The following is an 18,439-nucleotide window of genomic DNA, read 5'->3' on the forward strand; positions in this document are numbered from 1 at the left end:
TTCTAACCCGAAATGGCTAGTTTTGGAATTGGTAATGTTGTTTTGGACAAGTAAATGATCAGAGCCTGGGCCGTTTTTATGCTAATTACGCTTGCTGCTGCGGGGCGGGTGAATGCGCAATCGGGGGAGGTGGAGTGGGCGAAGGATGGGTCGCATCGCGAGCCGGAGCACCCGAAGCCGGTATCAAAGGAACAGCAGGCGTCGCAATCGATATTGCCTAAATGGAGCGCTTCGCTGGATGGCGGATATGGCTACCGGCTTTTTCGTACCGGGAAAGTTTTTACGACGGCGGCAAACCAGAGGTATATCAAGGATTTCAGATCCGGCATTGCATTTGGGGGCAATGTGGCTTACTTCCCCTGGCCGCGGTTTGGTTTTGGCGTGAGATATGAGCGGTACCAGAGCAAAGCAACATGGAATGACCTGACCGAAGATGTGACAATACAGCATCTGAGCGGACTTTTAACCCACCGGTCTGTGCTAAAAAACCAGCGAACATTTGTGCTGACTTCCCTGATGGTAGGATACCAGCCTTATCAGAATAAAACTTCTGTCGGCGCTGAACAATTTACATTAAATGGTAAAACGGCAGGCTGGGGTGTTAGCGTCGGATTGCAACATCGACTGGGAGAGAAATTTGCCTTCAACGTGACGGGCTCGGCGATGATGGGGGCAATTTACCGGCTGCAACGAAAAACAGAAATCAGCTCGGCGACGTTACATTTATCGAAGGATAACAGCGTAGACCTTTCACGCTTTTCGCTTACCGTAGGGCTTGGATTTTTGAAATAAACAATCATCACCTGAAACCCGGATTCTTATGAAAACTGAAAACGGACACACCACCAATTACCAGGACACATTCATTGAAACCGCGGAAGACAGCCCGGTGAAAACCGCGGAAATCCCGCCGCAAAAGGCCGGGGGCAAAACCGTGGCCGGATTGCAGTTTGATATGGTTTACGAAAATCCCTATAAATACACTTCCGACGATGTTATTTTCGGAGTTTTTGCCAAAAGAAATGACATCAGCCGCTCCGACCTGGCCGAAGAGCGCGAAAAATTTTTCTCAAAAGGCCAGGCTTGCATGCGCGCGTCACCTCTCACCAAACGCTTCGGCTGGGGCGTCCACAGCGACTCCGAAGGCAAAATCGCCATTTACCCGGTCGATTCCGAAGAATACAAAAAATTTGCGAACGATGAGAATTTAAAGCATACGAAGGCAATGCGGTCGAAGCGGGTTTAAGCAGGGCGTAGAAATCTTTATAACAAACTAAGGGAAAAGTAGGACAAAACAGTCTTGTTTTTAGGTGGTCGTCGGTTTGAGGGAATTTTTGAAAGACGGCCGGTCTTTAACAGTAGTTTGAGGGTTATTTTGCATTATATTCCTGATCCACTAATTTGTCCTAATCCTTTCCTGATGAAACTAAGGCATTTGATTTCGTGCTTTCTCCTGGTTTTTATTGTTACGCTTGTTCCGCAAAATGCTGACGCCCAGAGCAAAAAGCCGCTCGTCGTTTTTGTCACCGGCGACCATGAGTACAGCGGGGAAGAAACATTGCCGATCGTAGCGGCGGAGCTTGAGAAGAACTACGGCATGCGGACGATCGTCCTGAAAGCCTCTCCCGATCACAACAGCGAAAAGAATATTCCCGGCCTCGAGGCATTGAAAGACGCCGATCTGGCGGTTTTTTACCTGAGATGGCGCCAGCTTCCCAAAGACCAGCTTGCCTACATTGAGGAGTACCTGAAAAAAGGAAAACCGGTGATGGGCTTCCGCACTACCACCCACGCATTCAATTTCCCGAAAGGCGACGAAAGCGAAAAATGGAACGCATTTGGCGAATTTGCCTTAAATGCGCCTCCCGGATGGGGCGGCGCTGCCAAGCACACACATTACGGCCACAACAGCAGCACTGATGTGACCATTATCCCCGAACAAGCTAAAAACCCAATCCTTACCGGCGTGACGGCCCCTTTTCATGCAAGATCATGGTTGTACCGTGTCCTGCCTGATTACCCGGTAAAAGGCTCGACCTGGTTATTGATGGGCAAATCCGTCAACCCGGATAAAGAGGCGATCGAAAATCCGGTGGCCTGGACCGGTACCAATTCTTTCGGCGGAAAAGTGTTTATGACAACACTCGGACATCCCGAAGATTTTCGGCTCGAACCATTTCAGCGGCTGGTGATCAATGCCATACATGATGAGCTGGGCCTGAAAGTCCCCAAAAGATGGAAAGGCAAAATGGACATTCAGGTGCCTTACCGTGAAGCAAAATAAGACCCCATACATTACCTAAATCCAAACTTTAAGAATACCAGTAAAATGTCTAAACCCAGGAAAATTAGTCTCCAAGTGTCGGTTATCGCGCTTGGACTTGCCATTATCGCGTTTAGCGCGTTCAAGTTCAGCCAGGCAGTTCCTATTCCCGTAAACAAGGGATCTCACATTATTCTGCTCGGTAATAACCTGGGTTCGAGGATGATGAACTACGACAACTTCGAAACGGAGCTGCACGTCAGGTATCCCGAGAATAGTTTGTACATCCGCAATATGTGCGATGGCGGCGACACGCCGGGCTTTCGTCCGCATGCCAGCCGCAATTCTCCGTGGGCATTTCCCGGCGCAGAAAAATTCCAGACAGAACTGGCTAATCCTTCCCAAAGTGAGGGACATTTTGAAACCCCGGACCAGTGGCTGACCCGCCTGAAAACGGACGTGATCATTGCTTTTTTTGGTTATAATGAATCTTTTGAAGGAAAAGCGGGACTGGCCAACTACAAAGCGGAGCTCGATGCATTTATCAAATACACATTAAACCAGAAATACAACGGCACCACGCCACCGCAGCTGGCTATCGTTTCGCCGATCGCTTTTGAGGATTTGTCTTCAAAATTTGATCTGCCAAACGGAAAAAAGGAAAATGAAAACCTGCTGCTGTATACCAATGCTATGAAAGACGTGGTGGCGCAGAATAAAGGTGTGCTTTTCGTAGATGCATTTACGCCGTCTCAAAAATGGTACGCGGATTCGAAAGAGGACCTGACCATCGACGGTTCACAGCTGAATGAGGAAGGTTACAAAAAGCTGGGTGTTTTGCTGGTAGACCAGGTTTTTGGAAAAGCGGCACAAAAAGCACAGAAAAACCGGGCGCTGATCCATGATGCGGTAGCCGAGAAAAACTGGATGTGGCACAACGATTTCAAAATCCCGAACGGGGTGCACGTTTATGGCCGCCGTTACAATCCTTTCGGGCAGGATAACTACCCGGCAGAGATTGAGAAAATCCGTGAAATGACCGATATCCGCGACAAAGCGGTATGGTTGGCGGCTTCAAAAGGGGAAAAAATGGATGTGGCGGCTGCGGACAAGAATACAAGACCTTTGCCAGAGATCAAAACTAATTTTAACCCTGAGAAAAACGGCAGCCTGGAATATCTGTATGGACAGGATGCGGTGAAGAAATTGAAGGTACCGGAAGGATATAAGATCGAAATGTTTGCTTCGGAGGAAGAATTTCCGGACCTGGCGAAACCGATGCAAATGTCGTTTGACAACAAAGGCCGCCTCTGGATCGCGACGATGCCGAGCTACCCGCATTACAAGCCGGGTGATTCGAAACCGGACGACAAGATCATCATCCTGGAAGATACCAATAACGATGGTAAGGCAGATAAGCAGACGATTTTTGCTGATAAACTGCATTTGCCGCTGGGCTTTGAAATTGCGCCGGAAGGGGTTTATGTGTCGCAAGGTACCAACCTGAAATTGTTCACGGATACAAATGGTGACGACAAGGCCGACAAAATGGAAATTCTGCTGAGCGGTTTTGACGACCACGATACGCACCACAACAGCCACGCATTTACGGTAGACCCGTCGGGTGCGATTTACTCTGGTGAAGGCGTGTTTTTGCATACCAATGTGGAAACTTCTTACGGGCCTGTGCGGGCAACGAATGGTGGTTTTTACCGCTACGCACCGCAGCTTAAAAAATTGGAACGTACCGCGCAATTATCGATCCCGAATCCCTGGGGTATTGCATTTGACGATTGGGGACAACCGTTTTTTGCAGAAACTTCCAGCCCGGATGTACGCTGGATGCTGCCGGGTTCGGTTTTGCCTAGATATGGTGAGGCTACGCATAAATCGGTGCAGTTGATCGAGGAGAAACATCGGGTAAGGCCTACTTCCGGTCTGGAATTCGTCTCTAGCCGTCACTTTCCTGATGAGTTGCAGGGTGATTTTCTGATCAATAACACCATCGGGTTTCTGGGTACCAAAGAGCATACATTGACCGACGACGGGACGGGTTATAAAAGCCACCACCGCCAGGACCTGGTTGTGAGTGAAGACCGGAATTTCCGACCGGTGGATATGGAATTTGCCCCCGACGGCTCGCTGTATGTGATCGACTGGCACAACATCCTGATCGGGCACATGCAGCACAATGCGCGTGACCCGTTGCGCGACCACTCGCACGGACGTGTGTACCGCATTACCTATCCTTCGAGACCTCTGGTAACGCCTGCAAAAGTGGCCGGCGCGAGCATTGACGAACTTTTAGATAACCTTAAATTGCCTGAATACCGCACCCGCTACCGTACCCGCCGCGAGCTGAGAGGCCGCAGCGCTGCCGAAGTTTTACCAAAACTGACTGCATGGGTAGCCAAGCTGGACAAGAATGATGCAAGATATGAGCACCATGTGCTGGAAGGTTTGTGGGTAAGCTGGGGCCTGGATAAGGTGGATCAAAAGCTTTTGAAACAAATGCTGAAAGCCAAAGATTACCACGCGCGGGCTGCTGCTGTAGAAGTTTTGCGCTACACCGGTCACCAGGTTGCCGACCAGGCCGCATTGCTCATGGAAGCGGCGCGGGACGAAAACAGCCGGGTACGTTTAGTGGCCATCGTGGCGGCATCCTGGATCGGGAAAGAAAAGGGTCTGCCGATTTTGGCGGAAGCTAAAAAAATGCCGCTCGATGATTGGACGATCCATGCCTACGAAGCTGCGGAGGCACATTTGAAAGGTGAGAATGTGAAAAAAGAGAAAGAAGAGGTAGCCAAAACGACATTGAAAGGCGCCGAGCTGAATCTCTTCAATATGGGTAAGGAGGTTTATGCCAAAGAAGGATACTGCACCACCTGCCATCAGCCTGACGGTAAGGGACTTTCCGCTTCCGGCTTCCCGCCGCTGACTAAAAATCCGTGGATTGTGGGCAGTGATGAGCGGCTGATCAAACTGGTGCTGAAAGGTTTGCTTGGGCCGATTGAAGTGAATAGTCAGAAGTATCCGGGACAGGTTCCGATGACACCTTTTGGTGGTTTGCTGAAAGACGAGGAAGTGGCAGCGGTGCTGACTTATGTCCGTAATTCTTTTGGTAACAAAGGTCCTGCGGTGCTGCCGGAAAAAGTGAAACAAGTGAGATTGCAGACAGAAAGTAAAAAAGATTTTTACTCGCCTGAGCAGCTGATGAAAGAGCATCCGCTGGAAAAAATGTGATGTTTTAAAAACGGGCTTAATGTTGCCAAAAAGGCTTTGTGCCGCACTTTTTCGGGTGCCGCGCAAAGCCTTTTTTAATGCCTAAAAATGTGTCGGCAAGTGACAAATTTTAGTTTAGCTATCCCTGTATTAAAATAAATTCTATACGTCGATTAGAATAATTTCATATTTTTGAATGGTTTGCTTAAAAATATACCACTATAAAAGATGAAATATGAAACAAACGTTACGTGTTAGATGGACTTGCCTGGGTGTTTGGTTTGTTTGTTTTTTCTGCCTGAATGTCAGTGACCTACGCGCCCAGCAACGTTATTTTGCGGTGTCGATGGTGAACGAAAATGACGATCCTGAGCTGGACGTGATCCAGGGTTCCAAAGATGTGGGGGCGAATGCTGTGGCCCTAACAATACAGTGGGGGAGTATCGAGGGGAAAATTTCAAGAATACTAAAACAGGAACATGGGGAAAATTACAATGTCTGGAAGCAGTACGACGACCAGATTGCCCTGGCGACGTCGCTGGGAATGAAAATCGCGATCAATGTGGCCGTCAGTACCGGCGACGATGCTACCAACAGTTTGTCGGACCGCTACGGGATCGACACCGGCGATGGCTGGGCGAAAGAGGACAGGGTAGTGGTGATCAATTACAGCGGAGAAGGCGCTGTTTTTCAGAAACAGGGCGGCCCGATCAGGCCGGGTCTGAATTTGCAATTTGTGATGACCTCGCTGGTGGCGCAATCCACGCGGGACAGGATCACCAGTTTTGCAAAAAAGGTCATGCAGCGGTACAAATATCTGCTCGACTCGGATGATTTGCTTTACATCAATGTCATTTTCAGCCGGGCGGGCGAAGGTGAGTTCGACATGGGTTCCAGTAAATACCATTATGACCAGATGCTGGATATGTCAGCGGCATTGAGCGATTATTCGACGCCGATGGTGAATGGTTACCGCAACTGGCTGCAAGGGAAGTATGGTAACATTATGTACCTCAATTCCCAATGGGGCAGCAATTATCCTTCTTTCGGCAGCGTGTTTCCCAAACTTCCCTCCGGCAGCACCTACACCGGCGCGGATGGAAACGACTGGTTTTTGTACCGTACGGCCGTCCTCAAAGAGACCAACAACATTTTCAGGAACGCGGTACGGGAGGTCGATTCGAGGGTGACGGTGATTACGCACCACGGGTCGGTTTTTGATAAACTGTCCAGCGAGCGCGGGACTCTTGCCTTTAAGGAAATCGGCGCTGATCTGGACGGTATCAAGATCAATGACGACATTCATTATGACCACCGTTTTGCATTGGACCTGTTGCGCTCCAACTTACCCGATCGGTTCTACATCAACGAAGCAGCCTATTACAGCGGCACGCAGTTCGCCGAGGAACTGACCGAGGAAAGCTACAAGCATGGCGCGAACATGGTCACGATCTTTCACATGGATGACGCGCTGGCATCGCCTTCGGCCCGGGATGCCATGAAAGCACTGACTGATAAGTGGGTGAAAAACAAGAATGTGACCAAGTTGAACCCGTCGAACAATGATACTTTCGCCTTGTCCAATATGCTCAATGCAGACGGCTGCGAAACCAATCGTGACAGTTATTCAGGAGATTGCGATGCGTACCGGAACTGGCGCAATGCTTACAATAATGCGGGCAGTAAGCCGGTCAATATTTTTATGGTCGACGATGTGACTACGCCGGGCTGTTTTTACAAAGACCTGCGCGCCGCGAATAACAATGATAATGTTTCGGCGATTATCCCTGATAACCAGTACTATCACCTCACAGGCAACGATTGCCGGCTGGTAGGTACAGTAAAAGGCAATAATCTGACAAATGGAAATACGCCATTTAACGCCAAGGTGACGATAGACGGCGAAGTGAAAAGCTATAAAAGCCAGCCTTACGTCCAGCGCCATTTTGCATTCAAGCCCGGCGGTACCAATCCAAGCCAGGCGCGGCTGACCATATATGTGAGCCAGGACGAATTTACGGCTTTCAATCAACTGAGTACGGTAAGACTGCCTACAAATTCCGGAGATATCAATGGCAAAACTAAGCTGCGGATCTGGCAGTGGCATGGCGACAATGCGCTGACCGGCAATCCCGACGAAGTGATCGACCCGGCGGATGAGGACATTCAGTGGGACGGCGTGCTGAACATGTGGCGTATCGCGTTCAATGTCAATGGTTTCTCGTCTTTTTTTGTAACTGCTGACAAGGCAGGCCCGCTTCCGGTGACGCTCGCCCGTTTTGAAGGAGAAAAAGTGGAACATTCGGCTTCGCTCACCTGGCAAACTTCCGAGGAAACGAGCAGCGATCACTTTGAAATCCAGCATAGTATGGATGGAAAACAATGGTCGGAGATCGGTAATGTGAATTCTGCGGGCGAAAGTGTGGGTTTGAAATCGTATTCTTTTGTTCACCCACATCCGCTAGCCGGAGATAATTTTTACAGGCTGAAAATGGTGGACCTGGACGGTACATTCGCTTATTCCAAAATGGTTTTGGTTGGGTTTGAAAAAGGTGCTGCGACGGTTGTTTTTCCAAATCCGGTAAATTCCGGCATTATTTCGCTGCAATACTCCGGGGCAGTTCCGGCGGTGACATTGACGGATGTGATGGGCAAGGAAATTGTTTCTGACATTCAGAAAAATGGCCCAAATAACCTGCTGGTAAAGCCGCAGGGGAAACTAGCGCCTGGCCTGTACATTCTCACGGCTGACTATGGCACGATGCAAACGAGGCATAAAGTTGCAGTGGTGAACTGAACCGCGGTGCGGTTTTCAGAAAATAAGAAAACATTCGGAAATTTAAATAACCCACTTTAATGATTTAGTTTTGCCAAAATGCCCTGGCAAGGCGACTAAACTTTGAGAAAAATTGCTGGTCGCCTGGAACCCGCACGATGAATACAGATATGTCAGATAAGTACAGAAACCCACTATTCTTTCTCTTCATCCTGCTTCCAGTCTTTATCTACCTCATTTACAGCTGGTCGCTCTCCGAGCCGCTCTTTTTTTCCGACGATTTTCATTTGCTTAAAACCGTGCTTTGGGTAGGTGAGGAGCCATCTTTTCTGGGCAAGGTCCAATTGTTTTTGCAGCAGCATAACGAGCACCGGATAGTCATCCCAAGGCTGATTACTTACATCAATTACCTGATTTTCGGGCACATCAACTGGCCGGTGCTGATCCTGCTGGGCAATGTGCTCTGGGTTGCGATCCTCTGGTTTTTCTGGAAAAGTTTCCGCGTTTCCGGCGCCGCGATCTGGCTTTTTATCCCTGCGCCGCTGATCATGCTCAACCCTCAGTACTACGACAATGTTACCTGGTCGATCAGTATTTTACAGCAATCGGTGATTGTTTTCTGGTTCGTCGTTTTGAGTTATTTATGCTCAAAAGAAAAATATAAAGCCGCGCTGGTGGTCTGCCTGATAGCCACATTTACGCACGGAAACGGCATTTTCAGCTTTCTCATCGCATTACTCTTCACCTTTTACGACCGGAACTGGAAATGGTCCGGCATCATTGCGGGTGCCTGGGTTTTGACAGGTATCCTCTACTTTTTCAATTTCAGTAAGGGGCAGAATGCGGATTTTATGCAAAGTCTATCAGATCCTGTGCGGCTGATTTCCTGCTTTTTTGCTTTTTTCGGTTCGCTTAGTAAAGTGCGTTTTGCAGATCCGATGGCGGCGGTTTTTATCGGTATGGCCTTTTATCTGGCGCTGGCCGCTTTTATCATTACCCGTTTTTTTTATTTCCAAAAAAGAAACCTTGCCTTGCCCTGGACAGTCAAGATGGTAGCCGGGATTTTTGCTTTTTTGTCGATCACGGGTGCATTGGTGAGCGTTTCCAGAAGCTGGGGAGGTATTGAGACGATCATAGCGCCGCGCTATCAGCATTATTCCTCGTTCGTCGCCTGCCTGGTTTATCTAGTATTGATTTCGGTTCTGACGTGTAAAACGCGAAAGATTGTGGGTGTGACGGGAATTGTTGGCGGCTTGCTTTTCAATGCCCTATCTTATTTCAGTTACACCGAAGAGCTGCTCTACCGCCGCGACTGGCTGCTGGCGGATGACACCAACTGGACACACCATAGCAATTTCCTTATTTACGGCGCGTCCTTTAACACGAACATCCGGTTGGAGTATCAGCGGGTAGTACAAAAAGGTATTTGCATTTCCGGCGACCATTTTGGCCACATTCAGGAAGATTCTTTGCAGGCTAACCAGGCAGCGAAGCCCATCAACTTGCAATACGAGCATTTCACAAAAGAAGAAAAGGACGCCAGCAGAAGTTATAACCGGGATTACATTGCTATTTCAAATGATAACCTGGACGAGAAGAGCATTTTCATTTATTTAAAACCTCAAAACGGCGCGCAGGGTTACTGGCTGGCCTGCCGTAAAAGTCACAGCGGAATTTTTGATTTCCTGAAAACCGGTAAATGGTTGAAGCCAGGATTTTCCGTCGAATTTTTAACCGAGAATCTTTCTCCCGGCGACTATCAGATCGCGATTTTGAGAAAAAACCGGCTCAGCTGGACTTCTACAAATGTGACAATCACGGCTCCTGCGCCGGTCAAATAGTCAACCCATCATTTATTCAGCGGCCACGGATTTTTTATTTTCCGGCGATTTGGAATATAAAAAATTTCCTATTTGCAGTCAGTCAATTGCACACGTAAAAATTATCAGGAACGCACCCTTTTTGCCTCACTTCGCTCCCCTTTTCACTAGGTTAAACCATAAAAAAAGCGTATCTTCGCATGCTTAAAAAGCCTTAAAACGGTTCTTTTTATCCCAGTGAAAAACAAACTATATGTCAAACGAAACAGTGGTAGAAGTAAATAGTTATTCGGCCGAAAATATCCAAGTTCTTGAAGGTTTAGAAGCTGTACGGAAACGTCCGGCGATGTATATCGGTGACACAGGCTTTAAAGGCGTTCACCATTTGATTTGGGAGGTTGTTGACAACTCCATTGATGAAGCGATGGCCGGCTATTGCGACACCATCAATGTGACGATAGAAAAAAATAATTCGATCACCGTTCAGGATAATGGTCGCGGGATTCCAACCGGAATGCACCCGAAAGAGAAAAAATCGGCGCTTGAAGTGGTTTTGACAGTACTTCACGCCGGTGGTAAATTTGACAAAGACACTTACAAAGTTTCAGGGGGTTTGCACGGTGTGGGGGTATCCTGCGTAAATGCACTTTCTATACACCTTCGGGCGGAGGTTCACCGCGAAGGAAAAATATTCGAGCAGGAATTCAGCGAAGGAAAACCTTTGTACGCCACCCGCGTCATCGGCGAATCGGAAAAAACCGGAACATTCATCCACTTCCTGCCGGATGCGACCATTTTCACGGTTACCGAATTCAAATACGAAACCGTAGCGACGCGTTTGCGCGAGCTGTCATATCTGAACAAAAGGATCCGCATTACGTTGCAAGACAAGCGCGAGGAGGATGAAGAGGGCAATTTCCGGGGCGAAGAGTTTTACTCCGAAGTAGGTTTGAACGAATTCGTGACCTATCTCGATGCTACCCGCGCCCCGCTGATCCCCGAGCCGATTCACATGGAAACCAACAAAGGTACCGTGCCGGTAGAAGTGGCGATGATGTACAATACTTCTTACAGCGAGAACGTGTTTTCTTATGTCAACAATATCAACACGGTAGAAGGCGGAACACACGTTTCGGGCTTCCGTGCTGCATTGACGAGGACATTGAAAAACTATGCGGACAAGCAGGGAATTCTTACCAAAGAAAAAATAGAGATCAGCGGTGATGACTTCCGTGAGGGACTTACTGCTGTAATTTCCATTAAAGTGGCTGAGCCGCAGTTTGAAGGTCAGACCAAAACAAAACTCGGTAACTCGGAAGTGACCAGCGTAGTGAGCCAGGTAGTGGCCGAAATGCTGGATACCTATCTCGACGAACACCCGAAAGAAGCCCGCGTCATCATTGACAAAGTGATTTTGGCCGCGAAAGCACGTATTGCCGCTAAAAAGGCGCGTGAAATGGTGCAGCGGAAAAACATTCTGACAGGTACCGGACTTCCCGGAAAGCTGTCGGACTGCTCGGAAACCGACCCGCACATTTGCGAATTGTACCTCGTGGAGGGAGATTCGGCGGGTGGAACTGCCAAGCAAGGCCGTAACCGCGCATATCAGGCGATTTTGCCACTGCGGGGTAAGATCCTGAACGTAGAAAAAGCGCAGGAATACCGCATTTACGAAAACGAGGAGATCAAGAATATGTTTACCGCGATGGGCGTCCAGATCGGTAAAGACGGTGATGAGCGCGCGCTGAACATTGACAAGCTGCGTTACCACAAGATTGTGATCATGACCGATGCGGATATTGACGGAAGCCACATTCGTACCTTGATCCTGACATTCTTCTTCCGCTACATGAAGATCCTGATCGACCACGGCTACATTTATATTGCGCAGCCGCCACTTTATCTGGTGAAAAAAGGAAAAGAAGAAAGATACTGCTGGACCGAGCAACAACGTGAGGAAGCAGTGCGCGAAATTGGCGCCGGACGTGAGGAATCCGTTGGCGTACAGCGTTATAAAGGTTTGGGTGAAATGAACGCCGAACAATTGTGGGAAACAACCATGAATCCCGACAAACGCAGCCTGAAACAAGTTTCCATCGATTCGGCGGCGGAAGCAGATCACCTTTTCTCTATGCTGATGGGCGACGAAGTTGCACCGCGGCGCGATTTTATTGAGAAAAATGCCAAGTATGCACGTGTTGACGTTTAGCGATCGGTAGTCGGACTTTGGGCCGCGCTCAGATAAATATTTGGGAACGGATGGCTGTCACTGGCAGTCATCCGTTCTTGTTTTCAGGGCTAAAATTTAACACAAAGTTCACAGGCCCGAAAACATTAGAATGTTTAGTTTCGTTGAATTTTACGAGGTTTTTTTATTATTACACAAATTGAATGAGTTATGCCCGGCACCAACGACGCTTCCTACAACAATGAAAAAAAAGGCAAACTGACCAGTTTGCTCGCTTTCTTCAAAAGCTCCAAGGAGCCGGCACCCGCTGAGGACAACAAAGCGGTGAGCTCCACCGAAAAAGCACAAACGCAGGTTCAGCAAAGTGACCTGATCAGCCGCGATCTCAGCTGGCTCAAGTTCAACGAACGTGTGCTGGACCAGGCGACAAACGAGGATCGAAACCTTTTCGACAGGCTCAAATTCCTCGCGATCACTTCGTCCAATCAGGACGAATTTTTCACGATCCGCGTCGGCAGTCTATATAATTACCTGGATTTTGGAAAAGAGCGGCTCGATTATTCGGGCCTGCGCGAGATCCCTTTTCGTAAAGTGCTGATGCGTGAGCTGCACGATTTCATCCGCCGCCAAAATGAATGTTATACCAAGCAGCTGGTACCGCTTTTCGCGAAGCACGGTTTCCGGGTGGTGGGTTTGGAGGAAGTGGAGGCCGATGAGGCTGCGGCTGTGGAAGAATATTTCGAGCGGACGGTGTACCCGATGCTCACACCGATGCTATTCGACTATACCCACGCATTTCCGGTTTTGCTGGCCAAAGTGCTGGTTTTGGGCGTGATCACCCAGGTAAAAGGTACTACTTCAGAAGAAGACCGGAAGCTGTCGTTCGTACAGCTGCCACTCAACTTGCCGCGGTTTTATGTGATCGAGCGGGATGATGAGTTGTTGTTTATACCGATCGAAAACATTGTCCGGACGCACATTGGCAAGCTTTACCGGAATGTCGACATTGTTTCGACCAACCTTTTCCGCATTCTCCGGAATGGTGATTTTACCCTGGAAGAGAGTGATGACATTGAATCTGATTTTATTGATGAGATCAAACAAAAAATAAAAAACCGGCGTCTGGGACGTGTGGTGCAGGTTTCTATCGAGCCGGATACGAACCCGGATTTGCTGAACCTGATTAAAAAACGCTGGGAAATTGATGACTATAACGTGTTCCCGATCGAAGGTCTGATCGACTACACGGCGCTTTGGGGCATTATCAAGCATCCGGAATTTAAAGATCAGATCCCGCCGATACATTCACCTGTGCCACCGCTGGGATTGGACAGGGAGCGCATCCCGGACATTTTTGAAACGATGCGCGAGCGGGACATTCTGCTGCACCATCCTTATAACAACTTCGAGCCGGTGCTGCAAATGCTGGAACAAGCCGCCGAAGATCCGAAGGTTTTGTCCATCAAACTGACTATTTACCGTCTTGCCAAAAACTCCCGGGTGACCGAAGCATTACTGCATGCTGCTGAAAACGGGAAGCACGTCGCGGTTTTATTTGAGGTAAAAGCGCGTTTTGACGAGGAAAATAACATTCGCGAAGCGCAGCGTTTACAGAAAGCCGGTTGCTTTGTGATTTACGGTATTGGTTTATTAAAAACCCACACAAAACTGCTGCTGATCGTCAGAAACGAAGGAAACCGGGTTTTGAGATATGCGCATTTGTCGAGCGGTAATTATAATGAAGATACCTCGCGGCTTTACACAGATACTGGCCTGCTGACGTCGAACGAAGAATATACCCATGACATTTCCGAGTTTTTTAATGTCATCACCGGGCACTCGATCCCATCGGAATACCAGAATCTGATCACGGCGCCGCGTTATATGCGCGCTAAACTAATCGAGCTGATCCAGCAGGAAGCGGAGAATGCGAAAGCAGGTTTGAAAAGTGGTATTTGTATTAAAATCAACTCCCTGGAAGACCGGGATACCATTCTCGAATTGTACAAAGCTTCAGAAGCTGGCGTACCTATCCGCCTGATTGTACGCGGTATGTGCTGCCTGCGTCCGAAACGCCAGGGATTGAGCGAAAATATTACGGTACGCTCACTGGTAGGGGATTTTCTGGAACATTCAAGGATTTTTTACTTCCACCAAGACGGCAATCCACTGGTATATGGCGGTAGCGCTGATGCCATGGTCCGCAGTTTTGATAAACGTATCGAGTCACTTTTTAAGCTCGTCGATCCGCGCGTGAGGCAGGAAGCAATTCACATTTTATATTACAGTTTGAAAGACAATGTGAATGCTTACGAGCTGATGGAAGATGGTAACTACAAAAAATGTGAGTGCCCCGAAGGTGTCGCGCCTTTGAATGTGCACGAAGCATTTTATGATGTGACGCTGGACGAAGTAATGGCGACGCACCTTTTTGAAGATGAAGCCCCGCAGCCGGTCCATCATGAACCAGCAGCGGAAAACGGGCAGACGCCGGGCGCAGGGTCGCCTGCCGCCGGATCGCCGGCCGCAGAAATACCTCCTCTTGTCATCGAGGAGTCGACGGAAGCCGATTTGTCGTAGTTATTCTTTGTAAAAAACCCGCTTTACGCGGTCGCCGATGCCGGTCAGGATTTCGTAGGGGATGGTTTGAATCCGTCTTGCCAGATCCGTGATCGGCATTTCTTTGCCGAAAACAACCACTTCGTCGCCCTCTTCCACATTGGCGCCGGTGACGTCGATCATGGTCATATCCATACAAACATTGCCGATCGTAGGGCAAAGTGTACCATTAACCGAAACCTGGCCTATACCATTTCCCAGCCCGCGGTCATACCCATCGGCATACCCGATTGCCAAAGTTGCAATCGCCGAATCGTGGCTGACATGCCCGCTGCGACTGTAACCTACCGTTTCCCCCGAAGCCAAGTATTTGATCTGCGAAACAATGGTTTTCAATGTGCCAACGGATTGCAAAGCATACTGCTCCTGCCCGGTGGCTTCCACTCCATACAATCCGATCCCGAGCCGCACCATATCCAGATGATATTCGGGAAAACGTACGATTCCGGCTGAATTGAGAATATGTTTGATTGTAGTATAACCTAATATTTCTTCCAGCAGCGTAGCGCCTTCCATAAACTGCTCATATTGATTTTTAGAAAATGCATTATGAACACCTTCATCCGCTCCAACCAAATGTGAAAAAATACTCGCCACTTTGATCGATGGATTTTCTCTTAACTGCCCGATCAGCCAGTCGTAATCGTCCTTCACAAAACCCAGCCGGTGCATACCGGTATCCAGCTTAATGTGTACCAGCGGCGTGTTTTCCGGATCATTCTTTTTTCGGATGTAATCGACCCAATCGGTCAAGATTCTGCGGCTATAAATCTCAGGTTCTAGCTGATGCTCCCAAAGCAGATCAAATGCGGGGACGGTAGCATTCATGACCATGATCGGTAATGTAATGCCATTTTGCCGGAGCGCCACGCCTTCGTCGGCATAAGCTACGCCAAGGTAGTCGACGCGGTGAAATTGCAGAAGCGACGCTACTTCCGAGCTGCCGCTGCCGTAGGCGAACGCTTTTACCATCGCCATGATTTTGGTATTCTGATGCCCCGGCCCTGAACTGATTTTGGCGCGGTAAAAATTCAGGTTATGCACCAGCGCATCGAGGTTGATTTCCAAAACCGTCCCATGCGCTTTTTGCTGGATCCGGTGGACGATTTTTTCAAAGGAAAATGGCCGTGCACCCTTTACGAGCACGAGGCTGTCTGTCAGGGTATTAAAGGCAAATTCTTTTAAAAATGCATCTGTATCTGGAAAAAATTGCTGCTCGGGAATGTCGAAAAGCTGCGCCTGGCTGCTGATCTGCGGACCGATGCCGATAAGCCGGTTGATTGATTTTTCGGTCAATAATTTTGAGACCAGATTATATAACTCCGCTGGCGTCTGGCCGGTTTGCAAAACATCCGAGAGAATGATCGCCTTTTTCTGCCGCTGTTCCTGCTGCGAAAGGAAGTTGAGCGCCATCGAAAGTCCCTGCATATCATTGTTATACGCGTCGTCGATCAGGTAGCAGTGATTAATTCCTTCCTTCAATTCCAGTCGCATCGAGACTGGTTTCAGGGACAAAATCCTTTCCTGGATCTGCGCAGCATTCACCCCGAAATCGAGCATGAAAACAATGCAATGTGTCAGGTTTTCCAGCGAGGCTTCGTCGCGGAAACCGGTTTCAAAGCTGAAATTTCCTGACTTTCCTTTGAGGGAAATGATCGTTTTATCTTTTAAAATCTGAAAAGCTACCTGAATCGCAGCCCCGGATTTGGTAGTGCCCCAGGTAATGGTTTCCAGAAACGGATTTACCGGCCGCAGTATCAGCGAAATTTCTTCGTCAATGTCCTTATAATCTTTGCGATAGATCAGTTTTTTGACTTTCGTAAAAAGCCGCAGTTTTTCCGTGATCTTCTGTTTCCGGCTTCTGAAACCGTCGTCATGCGCGGGGCCAATGTTGGTAAAAATCCCGACGGTAGGCTGCATGACCGGCTGCAAATATTCCATTTCGTGGGCTTTGGAAATACCCGCCTCGAAAATCCCCAGCGTATGCTCCTTACCCATATTCCAGACCGAAAGTGGTACGCCGATCTGCGAATTATAGCTTTTCGGACTGGCCACAATCCGCTGCCCCGGCGACATTAATTGCACAAGCCACTCTTTTACAATGGTTTTGCCATTACTGCCCGCGATACCCAGCACCGGAATGTTGAATGTTCTTCTTTTTTCAGCTACCAGCTTCTGCATCGCCCGGATTGCAGAGGGTACCACCCAGATTTTGGCATCTGTCCAATGTACAGTTTCTGCTTTTCGCGCATCGGTCCAGGCTGCTTCTTCCACGACAAATTCTCGGACGCCCATTTGATATAAATCCTGCAGAAATGCGTGGCCGTCGTGGTGCTCGCCCTGGATGGCGAAGAAAATGCTTTGTTCAGGAAATGAAACTTGACGGCTATCGGTAAGAAGGTGAGCAGCTTGCGGTTTGAAACCTACATCCATTTTTTAGACTTGAAATAAAATATCATCCCGATGGTTACCACAGCCATCAGTCCCCAGACGTAAAAGTAGCCATAATGCCACTTTAGTTCAGGCATATTTTCGAAGTTCATGCCATAAACGCCCACGATAAATGTCAGGGGCATGAAGACGGCGGAGAAAATGGTGAGCGTTTTCATCACCGAATTCATCCGGTTGCTTAATGTTGATAAATGTACATCGGCAAGCGAGGCGACGAGTTCGCGGTAGGAATCGATGGTATCCAGAACCTGCATCACATGGTCGTATAGGTCCCGATAGTAGGGGATAATCTCCTTGTTAATCTGCGCGTTATCCTCGCGAATGAGCTGGTTAAGCATATCCCTGAGCGGCCAGATTTGGCGGCGGGCAATGCTGAGCTCGCGTTTTAACGCATATAAATCTTTCAGCGACAAATCGTGTGCACCGGCAATCACCTGGTCTTCGGCCCGGTCGAGGCTATCTCCGAGTTTTTCCAGTACAATAAAGTAATTGTCGACCACCACATCCAGCAGTGCAAACAGCAGATAATCAGGGCCATTCTTGCGGGTTTTGCCCACGGAAGCTTGCAAACGTTCCAGTACCGGTTTGAAAATGTCCTCGGTCAATTCCTCCTGGAAAGAAATCACATAATTATCACCCAGCACAAAACTGACGTGCTCGCATGAAATCTCAATCGGCGATTCCGACTGGACGTGCAGCATTTTTAATGTCAAAAACAGGTAACCCGCATCGTACACTTCCAGCTTGGGCTTGTGCTCGGTATTGACCACATCTTCGAGCAGCAGCGGGTGCAGCTCGTAAAGTTTCCCCAATTTTTCGATCAGGGAAATTTCGTGGATGCCGTCCACGTCGAGCCAGGTGGTTACCGGTTCTGTTTGGTCGGCCGGCGCGCAGTCGCTCAGCGAATGTGCAGGCTCGTCGCGGAAAATTTTGTCGCTGTACTGGATGCGACGGATCTTGGTTTTTACTGCAATGTCAGGCCCGATGTACGTCAGCGTACCAGGGGAGGTGAGCAAATTCCGTTTTCTATATCTTTTCGTTTTCTTCACAACCGGCTTTAAATCAGTGGGCCTGACACTATCGGACTTGTTCAAAATCAG

The 18,439-nt window shown here is 48.7% G+C and carries 10 protein-coding genes; 8 read left to right on the forward strand and 2 right to left on the reverse strand.

All coding sequences use genetic code 11. The annotated features are described in order from the left end of the window. Positions 1-78: 78 nt before the first annotated feature. The 8 genes from FEN17_RS16840 to ppk1 all read left to right on the forward strand — a co-directional run bounded on the left by FEN17_RS16840 (position 79) and on the right by ppk1 (position 14,849). A complete protein-coding gene (locus tag FEN17_RS16840; RefSeq protein WP_229208855.1) occupies positions 79-792 on the forward strand; it encodes a hypothetical protein in 714 nt (237 codons plus the stop codon). Between the two features lie 28 nt (positions 793-820). Continuing rightward, on the forward strand, positions 821-1,246 hold the full coding sequence (locus FEN17_RS16845) for a DUF6157 family protein (protein WP_138366491.1): 426 nt from the start codon (positions 821-823) through the stop codon (positions 1,244-1,246). A 174-nt stretch (positions 1,247-1,420) separates the two neighbouring features. Beyond that, a complete protein-coding gene (locus tag FEN17_RS16850; RefSeq protein WP_229208856.1) occupies positions 1,421-2,284 on the forward strand; it encodes a ThuA domain-containing protein in 864 nt (287 codons plus the stop codon). A gap of 45 nt (positions 2,285-2,329) precedes the next feature. Further along, positions 2,330-5,506 (forward strand): PVC-type heme-binding CxxCH protein, encoded by a 3,177-nt coding sequence (locus FEN17_RS16855; RefSeq protein WP_138366492.1) that lies wholly within the window; start codon positions 2,330-2,332, stop codon positions 5,504-5,506. A 214-nt stretch (positions 5,507-5,720) separates the two neighbouring features. Further along, positions 5,721-8,282: a T9SS type A sorting domain-containing protein gene (locus FEN17_RS16860; RefSeq protein WP_138366493.1), complete on the forward strand. Its 2,562-nt coding sequence runs from the start codon at positions 5,721-5,723 to the stop codon at positions 8,280-8,282. Between the two features lie 149 nt (positions 8,283-8,431). Continuing rightward, positions 8,432-10,102, forward strand: coding sequence for a hypothetical protein (locus FEN17_RS16865; RefSeq protein ID WP_138366494.1), 1,671 nt, complete (start codon positions 8,432-8,434; stop codon positions 10,100-10,102). A gap of 232 nt (positions 10,103-10,334) precedes the next feature. Next, positions 10,335-12,290: a DNA topoisomerase (ATP-hydrolyzing) subunit B gene (gene gyrB, locus FEN17_RS16870; protein ID WP_138366495.1), complete on the forward strand. Its 1,956-nt coding sequence runs from the start codon at positions 10,335-10,337 to the stop codon at positions 12,288-12,290. Between the two features lie 189 nt (positions 12,291-12,479). After that, a complete protein-coding gene (ppk1, locus tag FEN17_RS16875; protein ID WP_138366496.1) occupies positions 12,480-14,849 on the forward strand; it encodes a polyphosphate kinase 1 in 2,370 nt (789 codons plus the stop codon). Here ppk1 and FEN17_RS16880 read toward each other — a convergent pair whose 3' ends face one another. Next, on the reverse strand, positions 14,850-17,321 hold the full coding sequence (locus tag FEN17_RS16880; protein ID WP_138366497.1) for a bifunctional UDP-N-acetylmuramoyl-tripeptide:D-alanyl-D-alanine ligase/alanine racemase: 2,472 nt from the start codon (positions 17,319-17,321) through the stop codon (positions 14,850-14,852). Then, positions 17,312-18,433, reverse strand: a complete 1,122-nt coding sequence (gene corA, locus FEN17_RS16885) for a magnesium/cobalt transporter CorA (RefSeq protein ID WP_229208857.1) — start codon at positions 18,431-18,433, stop codon at positions 17,312-17,314. Before corA ends, FEN17_RS16880 begins: the two co-directional genes overlap by 10 nt. Positions 18,434-18,439: the final 6 nt, after the last annotated feature.

The sequence above is a fragment of the Dyadobacter luticola genome (assembly GCF_005860805.1).
Lineage (GTDB): Bacteria > Bacteroidota > Bacteroidia > Cytophagales > Spirosomataceae > Dyadobacter > Dyadobacter luticola.

Bases quoted from the DNA above. Each gene is read 5' to 3' on its own strand.
- ppk1 (WP_138366496.1), top strand. From the start codon at position 12,480: ATGCCCGGCACCAACGACGCTTCCTACAACAATGAAAAAAAAGGCAAA.
- FEN17_RS16865 (WP_138366494.1), top strand. From the start codon at position 8,432: ATGTCAGATAAGTACAGAAACCCACTATTCTTTCTCTTCATCCTGCTT.
- FEN17_RS16860 (WP_138366493.1), top strand. From the start codon at position 5,721: ATGAAACAAACGTTACGTGTTAGATGGACTTGCCTGGGTGTTTGGTTT.
- gyrB (WP_138366495.1), top strand. From the start codon at position 10,335: ATGTCAAACGAAACAGTGGTAGAAGTAAATAGTTATTCGGCCGAAAAT.
- FEN17_RS16855 (WP_138366492.1), top strand. From the start codon at position 2,330: ATGTCTAAACCCAGGAAAATTAGTCTCCAAGTGTCGGTTATCGCGCTT.
- FEN17_RS16845 (WP_138366491.1), top strand. From the start codon at position 821: ATGAAAACTGAAAACGGACACACCACCAATTACCAGGACACATTCATT.
- FEN17_RS16880 (WP_138366497.1), bottom strand. From the start codon at position 17,321: ATGGATGTAGGTTTCAAACCGCAAGCTGCTCACCTTCTTACCGATAGC.
- FEN17_RS16840 (WP_229208855.1), top strand. From the start codon at position 79: ATGCTAATTACGCTTGCTGCTGCGGGGCGGGTGAATGCGCAATCGGGG.
- FEN17_RS16850 (WP_229208856.1), top strand. From the start codon at position 1,421: ATGAAACTAAGGCATTTGATTTCGTGCTTTCTCCTGGTTTTTATTGTT.